The sequence below is a fragment of the Chlamydia psittaci 6BC genome (genome assembly GCF_000204255.1).
Taxonomy (GTDB): domain Bacteria; phylum Chlamydiota; class Chlamydiia; order Chlamydiales; family Chlamydiaceae; genus Chlamydia; species Chlamydia psittaci.
The window spans coordinates 63,190-86,255 of record NC_017287.1 but is presented as its reverse complement, the minus strand read 5'-3'; the positions used below and the strand labels follow the sequence as shown (position 1 = coordinate 86,255).

The window sequence follows — 23,066 nt, the reverse complement described above, 5'->3', positions numbered from 1 at the left end:
TCTATGCGTATTGTACTTTTTTTGCTGTTTTCTTGTTTGTCCGGTTTAGGACTATCTTCTTGCTCTGGATATTCTATTTTACGTTCTTCAGGTACTTTATCAGATTTAGGACGTTCAATACTCTCTGAAGGCATTTATCTTTCTCCTATTGATAAGGACTCTCTAGGGCAATTGACATCAGCTCTCATGTATGAATTAGGGAAGCGTTCTCTCCCTGTACGCAATGGAGAAAGTTGCGCTCGCTACCTGCTCAAAGTGCAACTCTTGAATGAGGTTGACGAGAATACAGGTTTTACGTATGCCCCAAATAAAATTGGTGATAAAACCCCCAGACATTTTATTGTTTCTAGCGAGGGGCGCTTATCCTTGTCTGCGAAAGTACAACTTATTGACAGACATTCGGGACAAGTCATAGTCGATGACTGTATAGCAAAAAAATCAGTCTCTTTTGATTTTGAACCTGATTTAGGCGTAGTGAATGCTCATCAGTTTGCCTTAGGTCAATTTGAAATGCATAATGAGGCTATTAAGAGCGCCTGGCGTGTGCTGTACGCTCATTTAGCTGAGACTATAGTTCAACAGGTATATTATGACCTCTTCTGATGGAGAAGCAGTCTTCCCGGCACTCCTTAGTGAACTTCACAATATGCTAGACTTCGTTAAAGGGACAGAACAACTCAAAACATTCCCAAAAGAAAAGCTTTTAAAATTAGAGTTAGCTTGTGAAGAGTTACTAGTGAATATCATCTCCTATGCATACCAAGAAGCGCCAACTCCAGGATCTATAATCATCTGTTGCAATGGAGACAAAGACGCCTTGCATGTCACCATTAAAGATCACGGCCCTTCTTTTAATCCTCTAACTGCAGCTATTGATATTCAAGATCACTTACCTTTAGATCAGCGAAAACTCGGTGGGTTAGGAATTTTCTTAGCAAAAAACTCGGTGGATGAATTTCAGTATGAAAGGCACGAGGATGCGAATATTGTACATCTGAAAATCCACAATCATTAGTCAATCTTGATTAAAACGGAAAGAGCGTAACATACTTTCGGTATCTTTGATATCCTGGAGATATATCTGAAGTGCTTCGAGAATCAACGTGGATTGGTTATACTCTCCGGAAGCCTGAAATGCCAGTTCTGGAGTATAGTCTCCTTTAGAATGGTATAAAGCAATATATCCTCGAGTGACTGGTTCTCCTTGAACTATCTCTGGGACTAACCAAACAGCAAAATCTGCATTAAATAAAGTGAGTTTATCTGCGGATTCTGCAATGATGAAATTACTCATAGGAAGCTCTTTAATAGAGTCCATTTTAAGTTCAGACGCAGAATGAGACAGGACATCGGCTATATCCATAAAGCCCTCAGGAAACGCCGTTTCTTTGTTATAAATAGAACGACGGTAAAAATCCTCTAAAAAATCCAAACTCATAACGTTTTCCCTCTCATTTATGGTAATTCTTTATTTTAAGAGGCGTCAAGAGCTTTCTCGGACTTGCTTGAAGATTCCTATCTAAGTAACAAGCTATCAAAACCCCTAAGATGATAAGAGTTTTTTTTAGATTTGCCTTGCTTCCTTTCCTGGTAGGATTGTTTACACATCCTTTGTATGGACACATAGTATTTCCTGAAACACGAGGAAATGCAGTGGCGGTTGTGCATGCAGAAACAGGTAAAGTACTTTATGCTAAGGATATAGATAAAAGAATCTATCCTGCGAGCATGACCAAAATCGCGACCGCACTATTTATCCTGAAAAAGCACCCAGATGTTTTAAATCGCTTTATTATAGTAAAGCCGGACGCCATAGCTTCAATCACTCCTCAAGCAAAAAAACAATCAGGATACCGCAGTCCTCCGCATTGGCTAGAGACTGATGGTGTAACAATACAGCTACAAAATAAAGAAGAGGTATCCGGCTGGGATCTATTCCATGCGTTATTGATTTGCTCAGCCAATGATGCGGCTAATGCTCTGGCTATCGCGTGCTCAGGATCTGTCGTAGAGTTTATGAAACAACTCAATGATTTCTTGAGGGAAATTGGTTGCGCCCATACCCATTTTAATAATCCTCATGGCCTACATCACCCCAATCACTACACAACAGCAGGTGATTTAACACGTATTATGCGCGAGGGATTAAAAGAGCCGTTATTCCGTCAGGTTATCCGAACGACCAACTACAAAATGGCTCCTACGAATCTCAGCCAAGAGAGAATTCTCAATCTTACAAATAAGCTGATCCTTCCCGGATCTACTTATTACTACCCTCCTGCTTTAGGGGGAAAAACAGGAACAACAAAAGATGCAGGGAAAAACCTCGTCTTTGCAGCGAAAAAACATGGTCGATCTATTATCACTATAGCTGCTGGTTACTCTGTTATGAGCGAACTTTATGAAGATGTTATCGCTTTATGCGAAGGCGTTTTCAATGAGCAACCGCTACGAAGGTACCTCATTCCTCCTACAGAAAAATATACCCTACGTCTCGGCCTCTTAGGGAAAATCTCTATTCCTCTACCTCATGGAGTCTATTATGATTTCTATGCTTCTGAGGGTGAGGAGCCTAAAACACTCTCTTTTGTTCCTCATGCAACAAAACTCCCTATTCACAAGGGAGATCTTCTCGGGCATTGGGTATTTCGCAATATTTCTGGGGAAAGAGTCCGTGCTGAACCTTTATATGCGGCGGATGCCATTCATCCCTCTATTGGACAGAAAATCCGTTTGTATACTAAGCGTGTAATGACTTCATATAGAACGTATATTGTTCTAACACTCGTTCTGCTTTACTATAGGAAAACTCGAGTACACCGGCGCAAATCCTCTCGATATTACCTATAATACAACTCTTTCTTTTAGCTTATGAAAAACCTTATTTTTGCATAAACTACTCGGGTAGATTATTGTAATAACAAGGAATACCATGTATAAATACCTCGTTTGCGGCTTATTTGCTTTTATCTTTCTGCCTATAGTCGGATCTGGGGAGGAAAGTTCTAAGGTTCCCGTATCTACTACGTTATGTATTTCTAGAAACGAGGATCGAGAATCATCTTCTTGGTACTTTTGGAAAGATCCAAAAGTAGTGAGAGAAGAACAACATGTTCACTTTCTAAAACAGGTAATTCTTGCATTAAAGCGACCAGAAATTTGGAATGATCCGTTAAATCTTCTGCATATTTTGTTGCAATTTGACAAATTTCCAGAGGCATCGGGAGAATGTCATAACTTATTGTTAGTCATTATCAAACATAGAGTTATGGTACTCACCATGAACATGGAATAAGAGATAAGCACGCAACTCTATACAGAAACTTGGCTGCGCTTACGAACAAAGTGAGCCGAGAAAAAGCCGTCTCCGCTTTCTGGTGAAAGAGTGGTGTGCATACGATGTGCTTCTTCCCACCCCAAAGAGTTCATAAAAGCGACTTGCTTTTCATTTTCTTCGGACAAGAGAGAACAGGTAATATAGACAAGCTTACCTCCGGGTTTGACGTAACGGACAGCGTCTCTAAGGATCTTTCTTTGCACACATGAGAATGTCGTGAGTAGTTTCCTAGAAAACTGGCTTTTCTTTTCCGGATGACGACGGTATACCCCCGTTCCTGTACAAGGAGCATCAACAACTACAATAGAAAAGCTATTTTTTCTGAGATGTTGCTCGCCTATAGAGAAATTTCTAAATCCTGCTCTACGTAAACGCTGTTTTGCCTCTTCCAAAATATCCTTTCGGCTATCGTGTAAAACAACATGATGCGCCCTCTCAGCAAAAATCAGACTTTTCCCACCAGCTCCGGCACAAAAATCTAAAATACGATCCTTTTTGCTTATCGGAATATCTAGAGTAATTTTTTGTGAAGATTCATCTTGGACTTCAAATAAACCACGATGAAATGCTGCGCTATGCTGCAAGGGATAACGCTTAGCAAAACGCAGTGCCCCGGGTACGGATCCCAGCTCACTAGGATATTCTAAACACTTTTGTAGATCTTCCACTGAGGTTCTTCGTGTGTTCACACGAATAGTACAGGGAGCTTCCTTAAGAAAAATCTCCGCGAGTTCCTTAGCGCGTTCTTGGCCGTAATCTTCTGTCAAACATGTAGCAAGATCATCAGAGACAGAATACTTTACCGGCCAAGGGAGGTCGTGATATTTCTCAATATCATCTAAAGCTCCTTCTTCTACTTTAGCCACTAAAGTTTCTGGAGTTATCTCCTGATTATCTCGTTGAATCAGAGCTTCTAACAGCCGCCGATGACGAAGAATAGCGAACACACGAGCACTGATCCACTGACGATCTTTAGAGCCTAAAGAACGGTGTTGTTTAAAATATAGAGCTACACGATTAACCTCACCAATAGGTGTGGTATACAGCTCATTGAGTAGTGTGTATAAATGATGTAGACGAAAAGGAACCATGGAGGAAAGTATACATTGTTGTGCGTTATTTTCCTTTGAAAAAACTGTAAAAGAAAAAATAACTAGAGCGCTCTCATCTCCAGAGTCGAGAACACTCCCCACAACAGCATAAAAAATATTAGAATTTTTTAAATATACACAAGATTTGCTGCCAAAGCGTTGGTTCTGGTGTGTAATAGTTAATACTTTTTTTCAATAAAGAATAGACCTTTTCATCGAAATCTAAAAGCCAGCGCATAAGCAGCATCTGCATCATTTTCAACCATAGTCCAGGGCTACAGTCACGAATGCTATACATTCTTCCGATTTGCTCTGGAGTCGCTTCATTGACAACTGTAGCTGCAGTTTTTAGATCTTCTGATACGATACGCCGAAGAATTTCTGCAAGGAATCCTTGAGCAGCGTTTGCTTCCTTCGGGGAAAATTCTGCGACCTCTTGCCAGGTATTCACCATAGCTTTCCCTTGTGGAGTGAATAATAGAGAACCTACCAATGAGTTAGTCAACATATCAGAAAGAGAGTTTGTGATGACTCCCCCGATGACTGCTTGGAAATCTTCTCGACTTAGTGCGTAGAGATTTTTGAGTTCTGACAATAACTTAAAGCTTCTTTCTGACAAAGTCTGCAAGGGAGCAGCTTTCTCAGCAACGAATTGATCTAGCAGTTCTAAGCTTAAGGGAAGATAAGTTGCCTGGCTCTCTAAAAATGTCATTAAAGCTTCCATAATCACTTGAGAAGAAGACTCTGCAGTCATGATCTCTTTTACAGACAAGCGTACATCAGCGCTCTCGGAACGGACTTCCACATCATGGGTAAAATCTTCCCAGGAAGAAAAATTCGTTTTCTCTTTTGCAAATACGGCGCTTGCTACATTGGAAACTTTATTTAAAGGACGTTGGCGTTCTAGGAAAATGATATTCTTTAACTTTAGGAGCTTTTTGACGATGCTCGTCTTTCTTTCAAAAGTATCTTTGCGAAATATCTTATAGAGAATACGAGTGTAAGGCAGTTCCTGACGTAGGCGCATATCGATAATAGAAAGAAGTCTTCCTGACAGAGCGTACGAAATTAATGAGCGGGAAAAAAGCTCTTGAATAACTTTTTGGATGGTCTCTTTCATCGCATCCTGATCCGAAGAAAGAGCGGTGTTTATAGGCCAAGTTTCTAAAAGACGTTGTTTTTTATTATAAACAAGAATCCGAGACTCATCACGAATAGCGAGTTCGATAACACGCAAATAATAGTCTGTAGAAAATCGCAAATCTAACATCATAGGAGAACAAAGCCCTAACGTTTTTCTTGCTTATTCTCTAGAGGAAATATTATTGCATTATTTTTGTTCGAGGAAAATAGATCCCTAGAGCTGTTAGTCTATGCCTAAAGATTTTCTAGTATGAATTCCAATAGAATTTATTTATCTTCTCTTACTTTGTTTGATAGGAAAAGAAAAAATTTCGTATCATGTCGTTAAGTTTTTGCTCATATTCTCGAGGATTACTTCGGTAATCCTCTTCTAAAGCAGGTAGGTTAGCTTCAACAATATTGCTTACCAACTCATAATTGATGGTAGGAATTCCAAGATCCGTGTGTTCGATATCACTCGTCCATAAGTCGAGATATTCTGCCATTAACGTGGTATGAGTGTAACGCAAAGAAGAAAGAATTTGTCTGACGATAACTGTTTCTTCATATCCCTTACTTGCGAGTACATCGAGACGAGAGGCTAAATCTAAAACAAGTGTGTAATCGGAATCAGCATCAGCTTGTGCCAATGTTTCTACAGCATCTTTACACCTTACTTTCTCATTGTAGGGTAGAGTGGAGAGTTTTGTGATTCCTCGAACTGTAGCTAAGGGGTCTAGCACCTGCTCGCCGTTCATAATATCGTAAAAAGACGACAAGATCACCCCAGCTTCTACAGTGCTTGCCATAGGAGCTGTTCCCAATGCTGTTAAGGAACTATATTCATGATTTCCTATTTTATAGAAGATTTCTTTTTCTGCAGACCATTTACAAGCCATACGCAACATCAAGGCCAACGCCACAGTTACTTCAGGCCCTTCAAGATCTATACCACAAAAATCAATGGAAGATTCTGCTTTTTTTCTGCAGATACTGAAGCACATTTTCTCAAAAATTTTTAAGAAAAATTGTCTTATGGACGTACAACACCCCGCTGTAGTTTCTGGGGCAGCTTTAGCTTCTTTGATAGCTTCTTCCGGCAACTCTGTTTCATTAAACAGCGCCAAGTAACTTTTAGAAAAAGATCGACTTTTTGAAAAACGCGGTGTTCCTAATTTAGTATACCATAGCCTGTGAACTGCTTGACGAATTCTAGATAGTATATTTCTAAAAAATCCTTCTTGAGTCTCTGATTGTACCCTGCCTTGCAAGTCACTATTCATCCCTTCGGAAGCATTAGTTTCGGGAATACCATGTTCAGCATGCTGTTCGTCTAATATAGAACCTACGTGGTCGGAGATACGCTCTTCTAAATCAAGATCCTCTCCCTCACCTTCTACTGAAAATTCCTTATCTGTAAATAGGTCTTTCCAAGGAGGTTCTACGCCCCCACCACCTGAAACTGGTGCTCCCATAGCTAATCCTTACTTAACCCTCTGATACAGTGAAAGCATCATAAGCTAAGATCGAAGTGGTTTTTACATAAGCTTCTGAGCTTAAAAATTTCATTAAATCTAAAGCTCCTGCATTCCAACGTCTCTCTACTTGAACTGAACTAGGATCATATTTCCCAACATTAGCAGAGGCATATCTATTCGCTAGCATTCTTACAGTAATTTCTCCCTTACCAGCAAACGAAGACCAAAACTTTTTCATACCGTTAGGGTTAACCTCTTTTAGAGAATTTAAATCACGAGCTAGAGATTGCAAAGAGTCTTTCCAGTCGTAATTTTCGTCTAAATCTCCGTATTCATCTATAAGCTGATCAACATAATTAACAAAATCTTCGTTATGACCTAACTTAGGCCCTTCTAAACCCATACGCACCAACAACGGAAGAAGTACAGATTCTCCATCTTGTCTTTGTTCTTTCTCTCCCAGGTCCCATATAGATCGAGATAACGAAATAGCCGTCTTTAGTGGGAATTCATGAATTCCAGGTCGCAAGACACTCATTTCTTGTTGCGCTTCTAGGCGTGCCTGACCCAACCGAGATGTTACTGTCTGTAAACACGCAAGTTTATACGCTACTGGCTCTTCGTTTTCGTGATTTGTCCAGCGTTCTCTAATCTGGTCAGATAACCTTGTCAATTGTTCTTGTTTTGTCTTGTGGTGTGCTTCTAACTCAGCTTTTAATTTATCTGCTATTCCAGCAGAAACTTCTTCCGAGCTCCTACTCGTGACTGAGTCACTAGAACCTGAGCTAGAAATAGAAGCCGAACTATCCTGACGCTGTAATTTCGCTTTTGGTGGTCCTCCTGCTGGAGGTTGAGGAGCTTTACGTTTGAGAGGCCGTGCACTACTTTCTGAAGCAGCTTGAGATGCGCTTGATGTAGTGACTGAGGACGCCAGATTAACCCCTCTTGGTGTTGTTCTTACAGATGAAGAAGTTGGTGGAGGTGGAGGTGGGGTATTTGGACGCTTTGGCCCTGAAGCTCGATCTGGCACCTTAGGAATATCTACTTTAATTCCTTGCTTATAACCTTTCTTTTGTAATCCTCTAGCGGCACCCTCTGTCGATCTTGCGCTATCCAAAGAACTCGAGCTAGTGCTCTTTTCTTTAGACTCACCAAGACCAAAAGATGAGAAACTCATTGTCTCAGCTTCGCTGTCACTGATATCCATAGATGAGGCAAAAGAAGATACAGAAGATCGGCGACTACTCACTTCGGGTGGTGTAGGAGTAGATGCTCGGGAATTTGCTCTTGAGGAAGAACTACCAAATATACTGGAGAAGAAATTCCTGACGGCAGAGGTCACTCTTGATAAGAAGCCAGAGCTTTCACGGGTATTATTTTGGGTAGAAATGTTATGGGATCCTACTACTCCGGATGAGCTGTTCCCAGCATCTTGAACATCTTCGTGCTGATTATGGGCTCCGGAAATCCATAGATCATTATTATTATTACGACTGTGACCGCTTGGATTAATTCCCATAGCTTTTCTCCATAATAGTTTCACTATTTATAATTATAATTTTAAAATTAAATTTAATTAATACGCATGCTTTTATTTAAAAAGAAACAAAAATCAACATAATTAATTAACAATAAATAAAATTAAGAATTAATTAGGAAATAAACGCTAAAACTTTGTAAACGTGCATCTTAAGACTTTGATCGATGCAAGATAGGCTGGAGATTGAAGTTGAGATGAAACGTCGCCTAACTCTTACTAATCAATGAGTTAGGCAATAGTTTCACTTTAATAATAAAGTGAAATACTATTCTAAATTATATGAAGAAACATAAAGATCTGTTTTTGTAAAGAATCTCATTTTTACAAATAGTAACAGAGAAATTCAGCGAGAAATAGCTGATGAAGATTTAAGCATAAAGCTGGATTCAGCTTTATGCTATTAAAAAGAAACCGTATTGAAGCGTCTTAAAAACAAGAGCTTGCAAAAGTTTAATCTTGTGATGGAGACAGAACTTCGGTTCCTGGTAAAAAGCCTTTCTCTAGGAATTCTAGAGAAGCACCACCACCTGTAGATACATGTGAGACTTGTGCTGTGCATCCAGCCAAAGCAACAACAGCAGCAGCATCCCCACCCCCCACTACTGTAATTGCAGAAGGATGTCGTGCTAAACAATTAGCAATAGCCATGGACCCCTGATCAAAAGGAGGAACTTCATAAACACCCACAGGGCCATTCCAAAATACGGTTGATGAGGCATCAATGATTTTACAAAATTCTTGAATAGTTTTTGTTCCTATGTCCAGGCCTTCAAGATCTTTAGGGATCCCCTGATCTATAGAGACTTCATTCCAAGAAACTGCGGGAGCACAGGCCTTGGCAACCTTCACATCTATAGGAAGAACGATACGCACATTACGCTGCTCTGCAATTTTCAGAACACGACGCGCGAGTTCTATGCCAGATTCTTCAACTAAAGAATTCCCCACAGATTTTCCTAATGCTTTTAGAAAAGTAAAACCCATGCCTCCTGCTAAAAGTAGGTTATCCACTTGAGAGAGTAGGGCTTCTATGACGCCGATTTTTGAAGATACTTTAGAACCACCCAGAATCGCAGTAAAGGGACGCTTAGGAGAAATTAATAGGTGCTGTCCTAAAAACTCGAGTTCTTTTTCCATAAGAAGACCTGCCGCCGATCGCCCTGGAAAAGCTTGGGGAACCGTGTACACAGAGGCATGTTTTCTGTGTGAAGTTCCAAAAGCATCATTCACATAAAAATCTCCATAGGAGGAAAGTTCTGCAGCAAAAGCAGGATAGTCTTCAGGATGTTCTTCTCCTGGATGGAAACGAAGATTCTCTAATAACAACACGCGTCCTGGAGAGATTTGTGCTACTGCCTGACGGGCAACTTCTCCTACGCAATCGGGAGCTAAAGGCACATGATGGCCTAGGTAACCTTCTAAAACTTCAACAACAGGCTGGAGAGAATATTTTTCTTCGAAACCATTTCCTTGAGGGCGACCCAGATGACTCATTAAAATTACAGCAGCGCGCTTTTGCAATAGATAATTAATTGTCGGCATCGCACTACGAATGCGGATATCATCAAGAATCTTCCCATCTTTTATAGGAACATTAAAATCTACACGAACTAAAACCTTTTTTTCTTCTGGGGAGAGGTCCCTGACTGTCAATCTATCCATATACCTTGAGAAACTATCTAAGATGATTTCCCTATTTTTACTGGAAGAGCGCTCTTAAAGCAAAGAAAAATAGAATAGAGAGAACTGCTCCTGCTGGAAGAGTGATAAACCACGACATGATAATGTCTTTAATAATATTTAAATTAATCGCATGGATACCCCGAGCTAAGCCTATACCTAAGACAGCTCCGACAACTACATGTGTTGTTGATATGGGTAAACCTATAGCTGAAGCTAAAGCAATGGTCACAGCAGAACTTAAACCTACAGAAAACCCTCTTGAAGGTGTGAGTTCTGTAATCTTACATCCTACGGTTTCAATTACTCGCCATCCCCAAATAGATAACCCTATGATCAATCCCACACCACCAAACGCCATAAGACCGATTAACGTATAGGAAGAATATACTTGAGGATATACCTGTCGTAAAACTCCAGCAACCGGAGCTATGGCATTAGCAACGTCATTAGATCCGTGAGCAAAAGCCATAAAACATGCGATAATAATTTGTAAGTAAGCAAAGATTCTTTCTACGATGAGATACTTTCTACCGTAGTTTCCTCCGCATGTTTTTAAACGACAAAGTAAACTCCCTGATTTAGGCGAAGCAGAAATAAAAGAACAGTGTGGCGTATGCACATATTTAAACATAATTGTATAAGCAATACTCCCGACTAAGAACACTAATGCCAAAGCCCAGGGTAAAGGAATCAACCGGGTGACTACCCCTCCGCAAACAATAATAATCCCTAAAACGACGAAGACAAAAGCAGCAAGAAAAGGAGCTATGCGAATCATTGCTCCTACGGGGTCATTCTTATAAAGAATATTCCTACGTATAAAAGAGAAGATTGTATAGGCAATGCATCCCCCCATTAATGGAGAGATTACCCAACTAACTAAAATCGCCCCTATAGATCCCCAGTAAATCACTGTTCCTTTTCCAAGGACGAGACCAAAACCTATCACCGCTCCAACTATAGAATGGGTTGTAGAGACCGGCCATCCAAAATAGGAGGCCAATTGTAGCCAAACTCCTGTAGCTAACAAGGCTCCTGTCATCCCATAAACGTACTCCCCAGAAGCTATTAAAGGATCTGAAACAGAAACAATATGACTTTCTATGGTTCCTGCTACACGATCTCCTAGGAATAACGCTCCTAAAAATTCAAAAATAGCGGCAATGACTACAGCTTGTCGTAGTGTTAATACTCCGGATCCTACACTGGGGCCAACAGCATTAGCAACATCGTTAGCTCCTATATTCCAAGAGGTGTAGAAACCACATAAGAGAACAAAAATGAGTAAGGCAAGCATGAAATATTACTTTTCTTCCAGCGTCATGTTAACTCGATGAGCAAGCTTCTCCGCACTATCGGATATGCCCGCTGCACGTTTAATTACCTGCAGCCATAAATAAAACTCTTTTTCAGAAATGGTAAATTCATCGGAAAAGAATATTTGCATGATCTCTCGTTGAATGACATCACACTCGTGTTCTGCTTTCGCCACACGACTTACTAGGAAACGAGCCTTATCAGCTTTACGTCCTCCGAAAGAGCTTTCTAGTAATTTATTGAATTCTTGTATGACCGTCATAGTAAGGTCAAAAGTCTCGACACTTTTATGTAAGAACTGAAAAAAGATCTTCTCAAACTCCGGATAAAAACGGAGCTTTCTGACCGTAAGCAAAATAGCGACATCCTCAGAAACATCAGCTATGCTATCTTGTATAGAAATAATTTCCAGTAACCCTGCCCGAGATATAGGCATAAATAAGCCTACAGGAAGGTGATTCCGCATATCATTTTTTATACAATCTGCTTGATATTCCTTATCAGAAATACTTTTAGCTATTGTTTGTACCTGTTTGTAATCCCCGTCACGCAAAGCTGTGAAGATCGGCACCATTTGCTGAACGCAAAATGCTACAACTTCTAAATGTGCCTGCAATGGGGCAAAAGGAGACTGTCCAAACAGACGAGCAAGGGTTTGCATAAGAATACCTTTTTAGTAATAATAACGAGCTTTAATGATCTTGTAAATGACTTATGACTCATCCACCTATCTTACAAGTTAAGGATCTATCGGTAAGTCTGCATAAACGTCGGGAACATTACCCTATTGTTGAGTCATTGTCTTTTGATCTGCATAAAGGGAAGACGTTAGCGATTATTGGGGAATCCGGTTCAGGGAAATCGGTAACAGCTCAAGCGCTTATGCAGTTATTACCCTCCCCGCTATTTTCTACATCAGGGGAAATATTGTTCCATGGGAAGGACCTATTAAAAGCCCCTCGAGGTATCTTACGTTCTATCTTTGGAACAAAGATTTCTATGATTTTTCAAAATCCTCACTCTTCATTAAACCCTGTTTTTACAATAGAACAACAATTCCAAGAGCTGATCCGCACACACTTACACCTACCTACTAAAGAGGGAAAAAATAAAATTATTCAAGCTCTTACAGATACAGGATTTCATAATCCCGAACTCTGTTTAAAGCTCTATCCGCATCAGCTCTCCGGAGGGATGCTTCAAAGAGTTTCTATTGCTATGGCTTTACTTACCTCTCCGGAAATTCTCATTGCCGATGAGCCAACAACAGCTCTTGATGTTTCTGTTCAATACCAGATCTTACAATTACTCAAAGGCTTACAAGAAAAACTAGGAATGGCCTTGCTTATCATTACCCACAATATGGGCGTCGTTGCTGAAACTGCGGATAACGTACTTGTTCTCTATGCAGGCAGACTAGCCGAGTGTGCTCCAGTAAAGGATATTTTTCATAATCCTTGTCATCCTTATACTCAAGATTTACTTGCTTCTCGTCCTTCATTGCAAAGTGAAACATTTACGACAATTCCTGGGCAACCTCCCCACTACAGTGCCCTGCCTTCCGGATGCTGCTACTACCCCAGATGCTCAAAAGCTTTTGGAAAATGTAAAGTAGAATCTCCAGAAGCTCAGCACGTGACAAAAGGACATAAAGTAAGGTGCTGGTTATATGAATGACCCCTTAGTACAAGCGAATCAACTAAAAAAATATTACTATAAGCGGACCAGCTGGTTTCGAAAAAAAACCATAGCCACGCGTGCTATTGATAATGTTTCTTTTTCTATACCTTCGGGAAAGATTGTAGGACTAATTGGGGAATCAGGATCAGGGAAAACCACATTAGCCCTAGCCCTATCTGGGCTGCTATCGTTAACATCGGGTTATTTATCTTTCGACAATACTCCAATTAATCTCCATTCTCGACATGACTTAAAAAAACTACGCTCTCACGTGCGTATGGTTTTCCAAAATCCCAAAGCCTCTTTAAATCCTAGAAAAACGATTTTCGACAGCTTAGGTCACGCCCTTATCCATCATCGGATCATTACAAAAGATAAACTCCATTCTGTAATTGGAGAAACTTTAGAACGTGTAGGATTATCTGCTGATTATTTTTATTATTATCCGCATCAGCTCTCAGGAGGTCAGCAACAGCGCGTATCTATAGCCCGAGCATTGCTAGGAGCTCCTAAGCTTATCATATGTGATGAGGTAGTTTCTGCTTTAGATCTATCCATGCAAGCGCAGATTTTGAATATGCTCGCTAAATTACAAAAAGAACTCCAGATGAGCTACCTGTTTATTTCCCATGATTTAGCTGTTGTACGATCTTTTTGCTCAGAAGTGATCATCATGTATAAAGGAAAAATTGTTGAATCAGGAGCGACGGAAGATATTTTCTTAAACCCTAAACATCCTTATACCCAAATGCTGCTGAATTCGCAGTTACCTGACTTACCGGAAAATCGCAGCATTGAGCATAAACTAAAATCTTTTCAAAAAAATTCATCGGAGAATCCCTCACCGACAGGATGTGTCTTCTATAATCGCTGTCCTAAACGACAAAAAACCTGCCTTCAAGGACCTATCCCAGAACAAACAGAAGGGGATAAACATACATATCTCTGTATTCTTTAAAAGATAGCTAAAAAAGACCTGAGGCTCTTTTTCCTACGATTTCTTCAACAGCAATTCTTCTAACTGTTTGAGTTGTTCTTCATCTTGAACATGCAGTGACACACTATAATGAGAACCTTGAGATTTGACTGTGACTTTATAACCCAAAGACTGGCTAAGACGTTCTTGCATTTCATGATAGTGTGAAGATGTAGCACACGCCTTTACTTGCTCTTTAGAAGCGCGTGTTGTTACCACTTCTCCAGACAACAGCTTCTTTGCTTCTTGTTCAGCTTCTCGGACAGCAAGACGTTGTGAGATGATCTTTTCAGCAAGAATTTCTCGCAGATTAGGGTCTTCAAGGGTAAGAATGACTTTAGCATGGCCTAAAGTTATCTCTCCAAGGTAAAGGCTTTTTTGAATAGACTCAGATAGAGAAAAAAGACGTAGGTAATTTGCTACTGTGGAGCGTTTTTTCCCTACTCTTAAAGCCACCTTATCTTGAGTTAATCCAAAAACATTGATGAGCTTTTTGAAAGCCTCTGCCATTTCCATAGGGCTGAGATTGACACGTTGGATATTTTCGATAAGAGTAGCTTCTGCAGCTATATCGTCTGCAACCACTTGTTTGAGAACAACAGGTATCGCAGTGTATCCAGCAAGTTGTAAAGCCCTCCAGCGGCGCTCTCCTGCGATTAATTCATAATATAAAACTCTATCCCCACTACGAATTTCACGCACAACAGGAGGGTGAATTAAACCTACGGATTTTAACGATGCAACTAATTCCTGAAGTTCAGATTCGGAAAACACTCGACGAGGTTGAAAAGGACTTACCCGAATGTTGTCGATAGCCACTTCTATTATTGTATCTGTATTGATAACTCCGCTCACAAATTACCTTCGCTATTTTCCTATTATCTCTGAAACATTTTCAGTGGCATAGAGATGCTATTTATCCCAACGTATTTTAAGTAAAAATAGTATCACAGAAGTTTTTCTATCAAAAGAGCTTGTAGAAGTGAAGTGCTTTTTTTAGTGTTTTCCACTGTTAGAGCATCTTAAATCAAGGAGTTTACGAAAAAAATTTTTCCAGATACACTAAGGATATCAAGCGCTTTACACCCTAAAATCATGAAGAATTTACTATCCTTAGTATGGAAAAGGGTTTATTCCTATTCGTTTACCCTCACATTCCTAATTATCCTATCCATATTTCTCACGGGAAAGATCGTGTATAATCTTCAAAAAAATGATCGCGAAAAACACGAAAGTATTCTTCTTCTCACCAAAACCGCGGAATCTGCCGTTTTTCAAGGGTTCATACCTCCTAAAACTGCTCTGCCGATGTTAGAACATGCTTACCGTATGGGTGGAGACTCTGCAAAACCTTACGCTGGTTTTCTATCTTCATGTTTTTATATCCACAATGAACCTTTACGCGGCGCATATTATGCAGGGCTTGCCTTTGGAAGCGGATCGCATTTTCGCATGCCTTCACCCGCTCAGGTACTACTCAAAGAAATTGCAGATGCTCAAGCTGCTGAAGACTATCAAACAGCTTTAGAAAAATCTTCTCAGCTTCTTCAATTCGCTGCATCTTCCGAAGATTATCCGACGTTACGCTTCCTTACTCTATTAAGAATTATAGAAATCAAAGAAATCTTAAATCAAGACACCTCCATAGATTTCGAAGAACTCAAAGCACTGCCGTTGTTCAAAGAATTCGAACAATTCTATAAAGATGGAGAGTGGACATTAACTAAACGTTTTGGCAAAAAACACTAACTGCCTATTTATACCAAGGATTCGTATGCCTTCTTCTGTAGACACTCAAGAACTTTCTAATGCTACAACGGAATCGACGACTGCTACACAAACTATAACAGAACCTTCCCCTCAACATCCCCCGAAAGTTCTCTCTGGATCCTTAGTTATCTATCCCTCTGAGGATAACAAACCGGCATCTTAAGGCAGATGTATGCTGATTGTTTTAGCTTTCCGCCAGGTTTTCTTTTCTAAACAACCACACTTATTAGAAAAACTACTCCGGTATTTATTACTTCTTAAACAGTCTTATCCCTTGGTGCTCCCCGGAGAACCAATCAAAAAGTTATCCCTTATGATAACTTTTGATTACGCCTCTGTAGATTTCTATGCTCATATCTTCCCTTTCCTACAGACTCATCATATTCCAGCTGTTGTTGGCATTGCTTGGAGATATGTTGCTGAAAATTCTGCTCAAACTCTTCCTCTTTCCTATCGTTTAGCCCCTAGTGCAACCTTGGCCTTCCAAGACGAAGTATTTGCAAAACATCAACCATTTTGCTCACAACAGGAGTTACAGGCACTCGCTGATTCTCCTTTGATACGACTAGCTTCATCAGGATTCGCTATTCGAAATTTACAAAATACACCGCCCTATCTTGCTACAGAAATCTTTCTATCAAAATATTCTATAGAAAAAGCCTTGGGGCAAAACCCTGTAGGGTTTTTCTACCCTTTTGGCAAATATGATCACATATGCGAACAAACAGTAAGGAAGTACTATCCTTTTTCTTTTGTTTTAGGTGATATCATAAATATGAAAAACAAGAACCACAGGATTTATCGTCTAGATATGACGCGAGCTGCGTACACATTGCCTAGACCTATCCATAACCCACACTATGTCAAAAACTGGCTAATAGATAGATGTCAACAAATGCGCTTACGTTGGTACCCTTATGCTAAAGAACCCATCGCATTTCAAGGAAGCTCCTCTCAATAAGAACTATACGCGCACCTTATTCAAAATAGAACGTAAAGCCGACAAGAAAGTATCCATATCTTCCTTATCATTATATAATCCCAGGGACACTCTAAGAACATGACCCAAATTCCATCGGGTCATAGCAGGTTGTGCACATTGATGCCCTGTACGGACGGCTATCCCTTGAAGATCCAATAAGCAACCTATATCGAAAGGATGCGCACCTTCCACCTTGAAACTTATCAAAGCTCCACGAGTGTGATCTACCTCTGGACCTAATATCTGCATACCCGAAATTGTCATCAATTCGTTGTACAGATACTGCGTCAACTCTTTTTCTTTCTGATATGCGGAGTCTGGTAAAGATTGTAAGTAATCTATAGCTGCTCCTAATCCTAAAATAGAAGCGATAGGCGGTGTTCCTGCCTCAAATTTTAACGGTGCAGGAAGATATTCTGGATGCTCACTATCATAAATGGAGACCATATCGCCTCCACCTTCTACAGGAGGAAGCTTTTCTAACAATTCCTTCTTCCCATACAATACCCCTACACCTGTAGGCGCATACATTTTATGCCCTGAAAAAGCATAGAAATCTACATCCCAATCAACAACATCTACAGAGGCATGAGCGACTCCCTGGGCTCCGTCCACAGCTACATACGCACCGTATTTATGAGCGAGACTGGCTATTTCCTTTAGAGGTTGGATACACCCCGTAACGTTATTCACGTGGGCTATGCTTACAAAAACAGCTCCCGCTTTAAGCAAGGCTTCTAAGTGCTCTAAATCTATATAACCTGAATTGTCAACAGCAACCTTTTTAACACAAGATCCACGCCTACGACAGGCCAATTCCCATGACAATACATTCGCATGATGCTCTACTTCAGAAACCAACACCACACCACCTTCAGGAATGAAAGCGTCATTTGCAGATATGGCTAATAGATTCAATGCTGCTGTAGTTCCCCGAGTAAAAATGATCTCTTCATCATATGCAGCTTGTATCCATTCGCACACTTTCCCACGCACAGCGTTATAATTTTCCGTCGTAGCCTTCGAAGAAGTATAGACATTACGATTTACGGTAGCATAGGTAGTACTGTAAAAATCTGTAATTGCGTCTATTACTTTCTTAGGTTTATGCGTAGTAGCAGCAGAGTCAAGATAAATGTAGGACTCCCCTTGAAGCTTTTTATTATAAAAAATAGGAAAGTCTTCTTTTATCCTACACACCATCTATAGAATACTCCTTAGTAATTTCTTGAGATTGCAGTTGCTCGGATAGTTTAGGGAAAGCCTCTTGACCAGGTTCTATAGATAAAAATCCTTGAACTAGTTTTTTTTGCGCTTCCTCTCGCGTCATTCCTCGCGATTGCATATAAAATATCTGTTGAGGATCTAATGGCCCTACAGCAGCTCCGTGAGAAGCTTTGACATCATCCGTAAGAATTTCTAATCTTGGAAAGGTTGTCACACAAGCATCGTCACTAAGCAATAGAGTGTCGTGTTTTTGATAAGCATCGGAAAACACTCCTTGGCTTGTGATATGAATACCCCCCTCAAAAAGAAAATGACCAGAAGACAATATCGATTTGATATTCTGTCTTGATGTTGTCCCCTCAGCATCATGATACATCATATTTCTTACCCAAGTCTTTTTTGGAGATAGGGTAGAAACTAAAGATTCCCCATGAGCGCGATTTCCTATCATTGAAAAGGTATTGTCAAACCATCCATAACCATCCACATGTTCTTGCAGATGTTGATGTATAGAACACGCTCCTTGCTCCTCGATAGTCACAATATGCGCCCAACTTATCCTCTCTTCATTAATGTACTTAGGCTGCATCATTAAAGATAGTTCCGCGCCTTCAGATACAAATACCTCCGTCAGACCATTGACAATAGCAAAACTTTCAGCAACACCGCTTTCTCTCTCAGTATGATGAGATACAAATACGCGACAGCTAGAATGTTTTCCTACAATCACAATAATCCTCGGAGAGTAGATCACCTTATCACTCCTAGAAGTCGGAGAACATATATGACGTATGCATATCGGCTCACTCACCTGAAATTCTTCAGGGACATAAATCACCACGCCTTCTTCTTGAGCACATACAGAATTAAGAAATGCTAGAGGATGCGTATCCAAGGTGTATTTTTTAATAAATGTGGAAAAAACAGACCGCGCTTCTTTTAATGTCATCGATAATACTCCCTCAGGAAGTTGAGAAAGTGATGACTCATATTTGCCGTTAATTAAAACGCATTCACAAGACAAAGAGTTCTGATGGTGTAACCAGTGTTGTTTTGCTGTTTCTGACCCTCCATTAGCAATATGATAGTCCTCAGGGGACTGTGCCAAATTCTTAAACCATGGGTAACTACGAAAAATCGCTTTGAAAGACTCTAATTGAGAGTATTTCTCATAGTATGCTTGTGCTGCTTGATGAATAGGAGAGTCCTTAACTATAGGAAAGGTATGCTCTAAAAAACCCAACATGTTTACCCCCAGGAAGAGCGTGCCAAGACTTCGTGATAACTCTTTTCTTCTAACTCCCGCATTAAAGAAACCCCTCCTGAACAGGCTATCTTACCTTCTAAAAGAATATGTACGTGGTCAGGCTCAAGAAGAGTGCCTAACTTAGGGTTATGCGTAACTATGCAGATGGCACTTTTAGGATGGAGTTCGCGATATTTCTCAATGGTTTTACATATGAATCTTAAAGCGTCAACGTCCAACCCTGAATCAGGCTCGTCTAATAGTATCATTTCCGGTTCTAAAACCAGCATTTGCCAAATTTCGTTTTTCTTTCTCTCTCCTCCGGAAAACCCTTCGTTGATATTTCGTTGTAAGAAATGCTCGAAGGACGCGAATTCATAAGTCTCCGATACAGAAGACAATAACATATCGAATTCAGCTTCTGCCATCTCTTCTTCTTGCCGAGAACGCCTACAAGCATTGTAAGCATCTTTTAGAAAAAGCTTATTATTCACCCCAGGAATCTCTGGAGGTTGTTGGAATCCTATAAACAATCCCATATGAGCTCGCTCTTCAGGAGCTTTTTCTAAAAGGTCCTGACCCAATAAGCTTATTTCCCCAGAGATGATAGATAAACTATCATCTCCTGACAATACTTTCGCGAAGGTAGATTTTCCTGCTCCATTAGGGCCCATAATTATATGTAATTCCCCCGGATGAATATGCAAATTTAAATAATCCAGGATTTTAACATCCTCACAACATACGTGTAAGTTTTGTATATGTAGCATCAACTACCCCACGCTATTTTCCAACTTAACAAACAATAATTTCGAAGCTTCTCGAGCAAACTCTAAAGGCAGCTGTTCGATAATTTCACGGCAAAAACCGTGAACTACTAAACTCACAGCCTCCTCGGCGCTCAACCCCCTACTACGCAAATACATTAATTGATCTGCTCGCAATTTTGATGTTGTCGCCTCATGTTCAACAGACGATCGAGAGTTCTCTACAGAAATTTTAGGATCTGTATAAGCTCCACACGCCCGGCCAATCAGCATCGAATCACATTGTGTGTGATTACGACTTCCAACAGCTCCTTCAGAAATAGAAACAAGACTCCTAAAGGTGTTATGCGAATCCTCTGAAGAAATTCCCTTAGAGACTATTGTAGAAGTTGTTTTTTCCCCCACATGGATCATCTTCGTCCCAGTATCAGCTTGCATTTTTCCACTTGTTAAAGCGATAGAGTAAAACTCCCCTACACTTTCTTTCCCCCTCAAAATGCAACTAGGATACTTCCAAGTAATTGCCGCTCCAACTTCAACTTGGGACCAAGAGATCTTTGATTTGTAACCCGCACACAATCCGCGCTTTGTTACAAAATTATAAATTCCACCCTTACCAGTCTTCTTATCTCCAGAAAACCAATTTTGCACGGTAGAATAACGCACAACTGCTCGTTCATGCGCTACTAATTCTACAACAGCTGCATGCAGCTGATTCGAAGAATACGATGGAGCTGTACACCCTTCAAGATAACTCACAAAAGAATCATCCTCAGCAATGATCAATGTACGCTCAAACTGCCCCGATTCTTTGTCATTAATCCTAAAATACGTGGATATCTCCATAGGACAACGCACACCCTTGGGAACATATACAAAAGAACCGTCGCTAAACACTGCAGCATTCAAAGCCGCGAAATAGTTGTCTCTATGAGAAACAACCGAGCCTAAATATTTTTTTACTAACTCTGGATATTCTCGAATCGCTTCATTCATCGAGCAAAAAATCACACCCGCCTTATCCAGAGCTTCCTTAAATGTTGTTCCTATAGACACCGAATCAAAAACTAAATCTACAGCAACATTTTGAACGTTTAATAAACGCTTCTGTTCATCTAGAGGAATCCCCAATTTCTTAAAGGTCTCTAAAATTTCAGGATCAGCTTCTTCCAAACGCCCTAAAGGATTTTTTTGCTTTGGAGCAGAAAAATAGACTATACTGTCATAATCTATCGTAGGATAGGACAGCCTAGCCCATGCAGGCTCCTGTAGCTTTTTCCAATGCTGATAAGCTTTTAAACGGAAATCTAAAATGAAAGAGGGCTCGTTGCGCAGCTGAGAGATCTTGATTATTGTCTCTTCGCTTAGCCCCCGAGTTAATCCCTCTGACTCTATAGGTGTGACGAAACCATAAGGATAATCCTCATGATTATGTAAAAAATCTTCTATAGATTGGCTCATAATGCCCAGCCTCTGCGCTCGTAATATTATTGTGTAAAACTTCACAAGGGCTTAGCCAGATTAACAAATTGTCCATATTTTTCGAAGCATTAAAGAAAGCGTGAAGGAAAAAGCGAAGCTTTAACTTTCACACTTGTTTAGAAAAGAATGCGAACAAAGAACATTCTTTATGGAGGATCACACTACGTGCTAAACAAGACTTAAAGCCTTGAAGCACAAAACTATTTTAAGAATTCTTTATTTTTATCCCAAAAGTTTCTTCCACTCTGTGATTTTTTTTGTCTCAACAAGACACTAAGGAATCAAAAATATTTACTATAAGACAGTTAAGTTTTACGGAAAGACATCCAACTTAGGCTCAAATTGCCCAGAAGACACTGTTTTCTGTAGCAATGGAGCAAATGTAGAATCTTTCGTAGTCAAAAAAGATAGTTCCTTTTCAGCTTTTTCAAACTGCCCTTCCATATGATAAAGATAACCAAGAAGATAGTGCGAGCGCTCGTGTTCTAAGTTAATACCAAGCGCACGATGGAAAGCATCCGATGCTTGGCGATTCTGCTTAAGATCCATGTAGGCAAGTCCAACATAAAAGTGTGCGTCAGCATCTTCTTCATTTAAGAAAAGCGCCTCTTGAAAAGCTTTTAAAGCTAATCGGGTTTTATCTAAAGTGAGGTAACATAAACCAAGATTATAATGACCGTCAGACAAGTCAGGACGCAATTGCACGACCCTTTCGTAAGCTTCTGTGGCTTTATCCCACTGTTTGTGACGCGAGAGTAAATACCCTAATTTTATCCAAGCTTTCCAATATAAAGGATTCTTTCTTACCGTAGTCTCTAACAAAACAATGGCTTCTTGCTCATTGTTCATATCTGTTAAAACAACAGCTTTATTGTACAAACTTTGTGGATTCCAAGGGTCTAACTCTAAGATTTTATCAAAACACTCTATAGCTTCAATGTACTTACCTAAACGATGGTAGACACCACCTAAGCTAAACCAACATTCTGCATCATCTGGATGTAAAACAATATACGCACGATATTGCTCTACAGCTTCTTCACAACGATTATCACGATCTAAAGCTACCCCATAGCAATAACGTAAATAGCTATCTCCAGGTTCCGACTCTAATCCCTTTGTGCACCAAGTTAATGCCTCTGAAGTTCTTCCTGACTCCAAAGCAATAATGCCCAAATAACAATAGGCTAGCGCTGCTGTAGGATCTAGCTCTAAAGTTTCTTTTAGTCTTTGTTCTGCCTGTTCGTATTCCCCGCTCAAAAAAAAGTTAATTCCTGAGCAGAGAAATTCTTTCGCTAGATGTTTCGCAGCTTCTTCCATGAATCTTTCTCCTGGCACACAAGTTTGTTGACCTCGTGTTTTACAGGA

General features: G+C 40.1%; 23 protein-coding genes. 9 read left to right on the top strand and 14 right to left on the bottom strand.

Annotated features, from left to right (window positions below):
• Positions 1 to 3: 3 nt before the first annotated feature.
• On the top strand, positions 4 to 603 hold the full coding sequence (locus tag G5O_RS05520) for a globin family protein (RefSeq protein WP_006342746.1): 600 nt from the start codon (positions 4 to 6) through the stop codon (positions 601 to 603).
• Positions 590 to 1,015 (top strand): ATP-binding protein, encoded by a 426-nt coding sequence (locus G5O_RS05515; RefSeq protein ID WP_006342745.1) that lies wholly within the window; start codon positions 590 to 592, stop codon positions 1,013 to 1,015. The genes G5O_RS05520 and G5O_RS05515 overlap by 14 nt, the downstream gene beginning before the upstream one ends.
• On the opposite strand, the gene G5O_RS05510 is transcribed toward G5O_RS05515, so the two are convergent.
• A complete protein-coding gene (locus tag G5O_RS05510) occupies positions 1,016 to 1,438 on the bottom strand; it encodes a hypothetical protein (protein WP_006342744.1) in 423 nt (140 codons plus the stop codon). It lies immediately after the preceding gene.
• A 110-nt stretch (positions 1,439 to 1,548) separates the two neighbouring features.
• On the opposite strand from G5O_RS05510, the gene G5O_RS05505 reads away from it, so the two are divergent.
• The gene (locus G5O_RS05505; protein ID WP_013462583.1) at positions 1,549 to 2,850 is read left to right on the top strand and encodes a D-alanyl-D-alanine carboxypeptidase family protein; all 1,302 of its coding nucleotides are present in this window, start codon (positions 1,549 to 1,551) and stop codon (positions 2,848 to 2,850) included.
• Positions 2,851 to 2,932: 82 nt separating this feature from the next.
• Positions 2,933 to 3,295, top strand: a complete 363-nt coding sequence (locus G5O_RS05500; RefSeq protein WP_006342742.1) for a hypothetical protein — start codon at positions 2,933 to 2,935, stop codon at positions 3,293 to 3,295.
• A 17-nt stretch (positions 3,296 to 3,312) separates the two neighbouring features.
• Here G5O_RS05500 and G5O_RS05495 read toward each other — a convergent pair whose 3' ends face one another.
• The 7 genes from G5O_RS05495 to G5O_RS05465 all read right to left on the bottom strand — a co-directional run bounded on the left by G5O_RS05495 (position 3,313) and on the right by G5O_RS05465 (position 12,229).
• The gene (locus G5O_RS05495) at positions 3,313 to 4,428 is read right to left on the bottom strand and encodes an RsmB/NOP family class I SAM-dependent RNA methyltransferase (protein ID WP_006342741.1); all 1,116 of its coding nucleotides are present in this window, start codon (positions 4,426 to 4,428) and stop codon (positions 3,313 to 3,315) included.
• A gap of 118 nt (positions 4,429 to 4,546) precedes the next feature.
• Complete coding sequence (locus G5O_RS05490; protein WP_006342740.1) at positions 4,547 to 5,701, bottom strand: hypothetical protein; 1,155 nt, start codon at positions 5,699 to 5,701, stop codon at positions 4,547 to 4,549.
• A 151-nt stretch (positions 5,702 to 5,852) separates the two neighbouring features.
• A complete protein-coding gene (locus G5O_RS05485; RefSeq protein ID WP_006342739.1) occupies positions 5,853 to 7,025 on the bottom strand; it encodes a TmeB family type III secretion system effector in 1,173 nt (390 codons plus the stop codon).
• A gap of 13 nt (positions 7,026 to 7,038) precedes the next feature.
• Positions 7,039 to 8,547, bottom strand: coding sequence for a SemD/SinC family type III secretion system effector (semD, locus tag G5O_RS05480; RefSeq protein ID WP_006342738.1), 1,509 nt, complete (start codon positions 8,545 to 8,547; stop codon positions 7,039 to 7,041).
• Positions 8,548 to 9,018: 471 nt separating this feature from the next.
• Complete coding sequence (locus G5O_RS05475) at positions 9,019 to 10,230, bottom strand: phosphoglycerate kinase (RefSeq protein WP_013462582.1); 1,212 nt, start codon at positions 10,228 to 10,230, stop codon at positions 9,019 to 9,021.
• A gap of 37 nt (positions 10,231 to 10,267) precedes the next feature.
• A complete protein-coding gene (locus G5O_RS05470) occupies positions 10,268 to 11,548 on the bottom strand; it encodes an inorganic phosphate transporter (protein ID WP_006342736.1) in 1,281 nt (426 codons plus the stop codon).
• A gap of 6 nt (positions 11,549 to 11,554) precedes the next feature.
• Positions 11,555 to 12,229, bottom strand: coding sequence for a TIGR00153 family protein (locus G5O_RS05465; protein WP_006342735.1), 675 nt, complete (start codon positions 12,227 to 12,229; stop codon positions 11,555 to 11,557).
• Positions 12,230 to 12,282: 53 nt separating this feature from the next.
• On the opposite strand from G5O_RS05465, the gene G5O_RS05460 reads away from it, so the two are divergent.
• Positions 12,283 to 13,245: an ABC transporter ATP-binding protein gene (locus G5O_RS05460; protein WP_006342734.1), complete on the top strand. Its 963-nt coding sequence runs from the start codon at positions 12,283 to 12,285 to the stop codon at positions 13,243 to 13,245.
• Complete coding sequence (locus tag G5O_RS05455) at positions 13,238 to 14,206, top strand: oligopeptide/dipeptide ABC transporter ATP-binding protein (protein WP_006342733.1); 969 nt, start codon at positions 13,238 to 13,240, stop codon at positions 14,204 to 14,206. Before G5O_RS05460 ends, G5O_RS05455 begins: the two co-directional genes overlap by 8 nt.
• Positions 14,207 to 14,239: 33 nt before the next feature.
• Here G5O_RS05455 and G5O_RS05450 read toward each other — a convergent pair whose 3' ends face one another.
• Positions 14,240 to 15,079 (bottom strand): ParB/RepB/Spo0J family partition protein, encoded by an 840-nt coding sequence (locus G5O_RS05450; RefSeq protein ID WP_006342732.1) that lies wholly within the window; start codon positions 15,077 to 15,079, stop codon positions 14,240 to 14,242.
• A gap of 240 nt (positions 15,080 to 15,319) precedes the next feature.
• Between G5O_RS05450 and G5O_RS05445 the strand changes: the two genes are divergently transcribed.
• Genes G5O_RS05445 through G5O_RS05440 form a run of 3 tightly spaced genes read left to right on the top strand, consistent with a single transcriptional unit; the run spans position 15,320 to position 16,955 of the window.
• Positions 15,320 to 15,973, top strand: a complete 654-nt coding sequence (locus G5O_RS05445) for a hypothetical protein (RefSeq protein ID WP_013462581.1) — start codon at positions 15,320 to 15,322, stop codon at positions 15,971 to 15,973.
• A 25-nt stretch (positions 15,974 to 15,998) separates the two neighbouring features.
• On the top strand, positions 15,999 to 16,157 hold the full coding sequence (locus tag G5O_RS10415) for a hypothetical protein (RefSeq protein WP_014943310.1): 159 nt from the start codon (positions 15,999 to 16,001) through the stop codon (positions 16,155 to 16,157).
• A 9-nt stretch (positions 16,158 to 16,166) separates the two neighbouring features.
• Entirely contained in the window at positions 16,167 to 16,955 is a 789-nt protein-coding gene (locus G5O_RS05440; protein ID WP_013747316.1) for a polysaccharide deacetylase family protein, read from the top strand.
• 3 nt (positions 16,956 to 16,958) lie between these two features.
• Here G5O_RS05440 and G5O_RS05435 read toward each other — a convergent pair whose 3' ends face one another.
• The 5 genes from G5O_RS05435 to G5O_RS05415 all read right to left on the bottom strand — a co-directional run bounded on the left by G5O_RS05435 (position 16,959) and on the right by G5O_RS05415 (position 23,018).
• Positions 16,959 to 18,179, bottom strand: a complete 1,221-nt coding sequence (locus G5O_RS05435; RefSeq protein ID WP_006342729.1) for a SufS family cysteine desulfurase — start codon at positions 18,177 to 18,179, stop codon at positions 16,959 to 16,961.
• A complete protein-coding gene (locus tag G5O_RS05430; RefSeq protein ID WP_006342728.1) occupies positions 18,169 to 19,449 on the bottom strand; it encodes a SufB/SufD family protein in 1,281 nt (426 codons plus the stop codon). Before G5O_RS05430 ends, G5O_RS05435 begins: the two co-directional genes overlap by 11 nt.
• Positions 19,450 to 19,451: 2 nt before the next feature.
• Positions 19,452 to 20,219: a Fe-S cluster assembly ATPase SufC gene (gene sufC / locus G5O_RS05425; RefSeq protein WP_006342727.1), complete on the bottom strand. Its 768-nt coding sequence runs from the start codon at positions 20,217 to 20,219 to the stop codon at positions 19,452 to 19,454.
• Between the two features lie 3 nt (positions 20,220 to 20,222).
• Entirely contained in the window at positions 20,223 to 21,677 is a 1,455-nt protein-coding gene (gene sufB / locus G5O_RS05420) for a Fe-S cluster assembly protein SufB (RefSeq protein WP_006342726.1), read from the bottom strand.
• A 333-nt stretch (positions 21,678 to 22,010) separates the two neighbouring features.
• Positions 22,011 to 23,018, bottom strand: a complete 1,008-nt coding sequence (locus G5O_RS05415; protein WP_006342725.1) for a tetratricopeptide repeat protein — start codon at positions 23,016 to 23,018, stop codon at positions 22,011 to 22,013.
• Positions 23,019 to 23,066: the final 48 nt, after the last annotated feature.

Bases quoted from the DNA above. Each gene is read 5' to 3' on its own strand.
- G5O_RS05520 (WP_006342746.1), top strand. From the start codon at position 4: ATGCGTATTGTACTTTTTTTGCTGTTTTCTTGTTTGTCCGGTTTAGGA.
- G5O_RS05515 (WP_006342745.1), top strand. From the start codon at position 590: ATGACCTCTTCTGATGGAGAAGCAGTCTTCCCGGCACTCCTTAGTGAA.
- G5O_RS05510 (WP_006342744.1), bottom strand. From the start codon at position 1,438: ATGAGTTTGGATTTTTTAGAGGATTTTTACCGTCGTTCTATTTATAAC.
- G5O_RS05505 (WP_013462583.1), top strand. From the start codon at position 1,549: ATGATAAGAGTTTTTTTTAGATTTGCCTTGCTTCCTTTCCTGGTAGGA.
- G5O_RS05500 (WP_006342742.1), top strand. From the start codon at position 2,933: ATGTATAAATACCTCGTTTGCGGCTTATTTGCTTTTATCTTTCTGCCT.
- G5O_RS05495 (WP_006342741.1), bottom strand. From the start codon at position 4,428: ATGGTTCCTTTTCGTCTACATCATTTATACACACTACTCAATGAGCTG.
- G5O_RS05490 (WP_006342740.1), bottom strand. From the start codon at position 5,701: ATGATGTTAGATTTGCGATTTTCTACAGACTATTATTTGCGTGTTATC.
- G5O_RS05485 (WP_006342739.1), bottom strand. From the start codon at position 7,025: ATGGGAGCACCAGTTTCAGGTGGTGGGGGCGTAGAACCTCCTTGGAAA.
- semD (WP_006342738.1), bottom strand. From the start codon at position 8,547: ATGGGAATTAATCCAAGCGGTCACAGTCGTAATAATAATAATGATCTA.
- G5O_RS05475 (WP_013462582.1), bottom strand. From the start codon at position 10,230: ATGGATAGATTGACAGTCAGGGACCTCTCCCCAGAAGAAAAAAAGGTT.
- G5O_RS05470 (WP_006342736.1), bottom strand. From the start codon at position 11,548: ATGCTTGCCTTACTCATTTTTGTTCTCTTATGTGGTTTCTACACCTCT.
- G5O_RS05465 (WP_006342735.1), bottom strand. From the start codon at position 12,229: ATGCAAACCCTTGCTCGTCTGTTTGGACAGTCTCCTTTTGCCCCATTG.
- G5O_RS05460 (WP_006342734.1), top strand. From the start codon at position 12,283: ATGACTCATCCACCTATCTTACAAGTTAAGGATCTATCGGTAAGTCTG.
- G5O_RS05455 (WP_006342733.1), top strand. From the start codon at position 13,238: ATGAATGACCCCTTAGTACAAGCGAATCAACTAAAAAAATATTACTAT.
- G5O_RS05445 (WP_013462581.1), top strand. From the start codon at position 15,320: ATGAAGAATTTACTATCCTTAGTATGGAAAAGGGTTTATTCCTATTCG.
- G5O_RS10415 (WP_014943310.1), top strand. From the start codon at position 15,999: ATGCCTTCTTCTGTAGACACTCAAGAACTTTCTAATGCTACAACGGAA.
- G5O_RS05440 (WP_013747316.1), top strand. From the start codon at position 16,167: ATGCTGATTGTTTTAGCTTTCCGCCAGGTTTTCTTTTCTAAACAACCA.
- G5O_RS05435 (WP_006342729.1), bottom strand. From the start codon at position 18,179: ATGGTGTGTAGGATAAAAGAAGACTTTCCTATTTTTTATAATAAAAAG.
- G5O_RS05430 (WP_006342728.1), bottom strand. From the start codon at position 19,449: ATGTTGGGTTTTTTAGAGCATACCTTTCCTATAGTTAAGGACTCTCCT.
- sufC (WP_006342727.1), bottom strand. From the start codon at position 20,219: ATGCTACATATACAAAACTTACACGTATGTTGTGAGGATGTTAAAATC.
- sufB (WP_006342726.1), bottom strand. From the start codon at position 21,677: ATGAGCCAATCTATAGAAGATTTTTTACATAATCATGAGGATTATCCT.
- G5O_RS05415 (WP_006342725.1), bottom strand. From the start codon at position 23,018: ATGGAAGAAGCTGCGAAACATCTAGCGAAAGAATTTCTCTGCTCAGGA.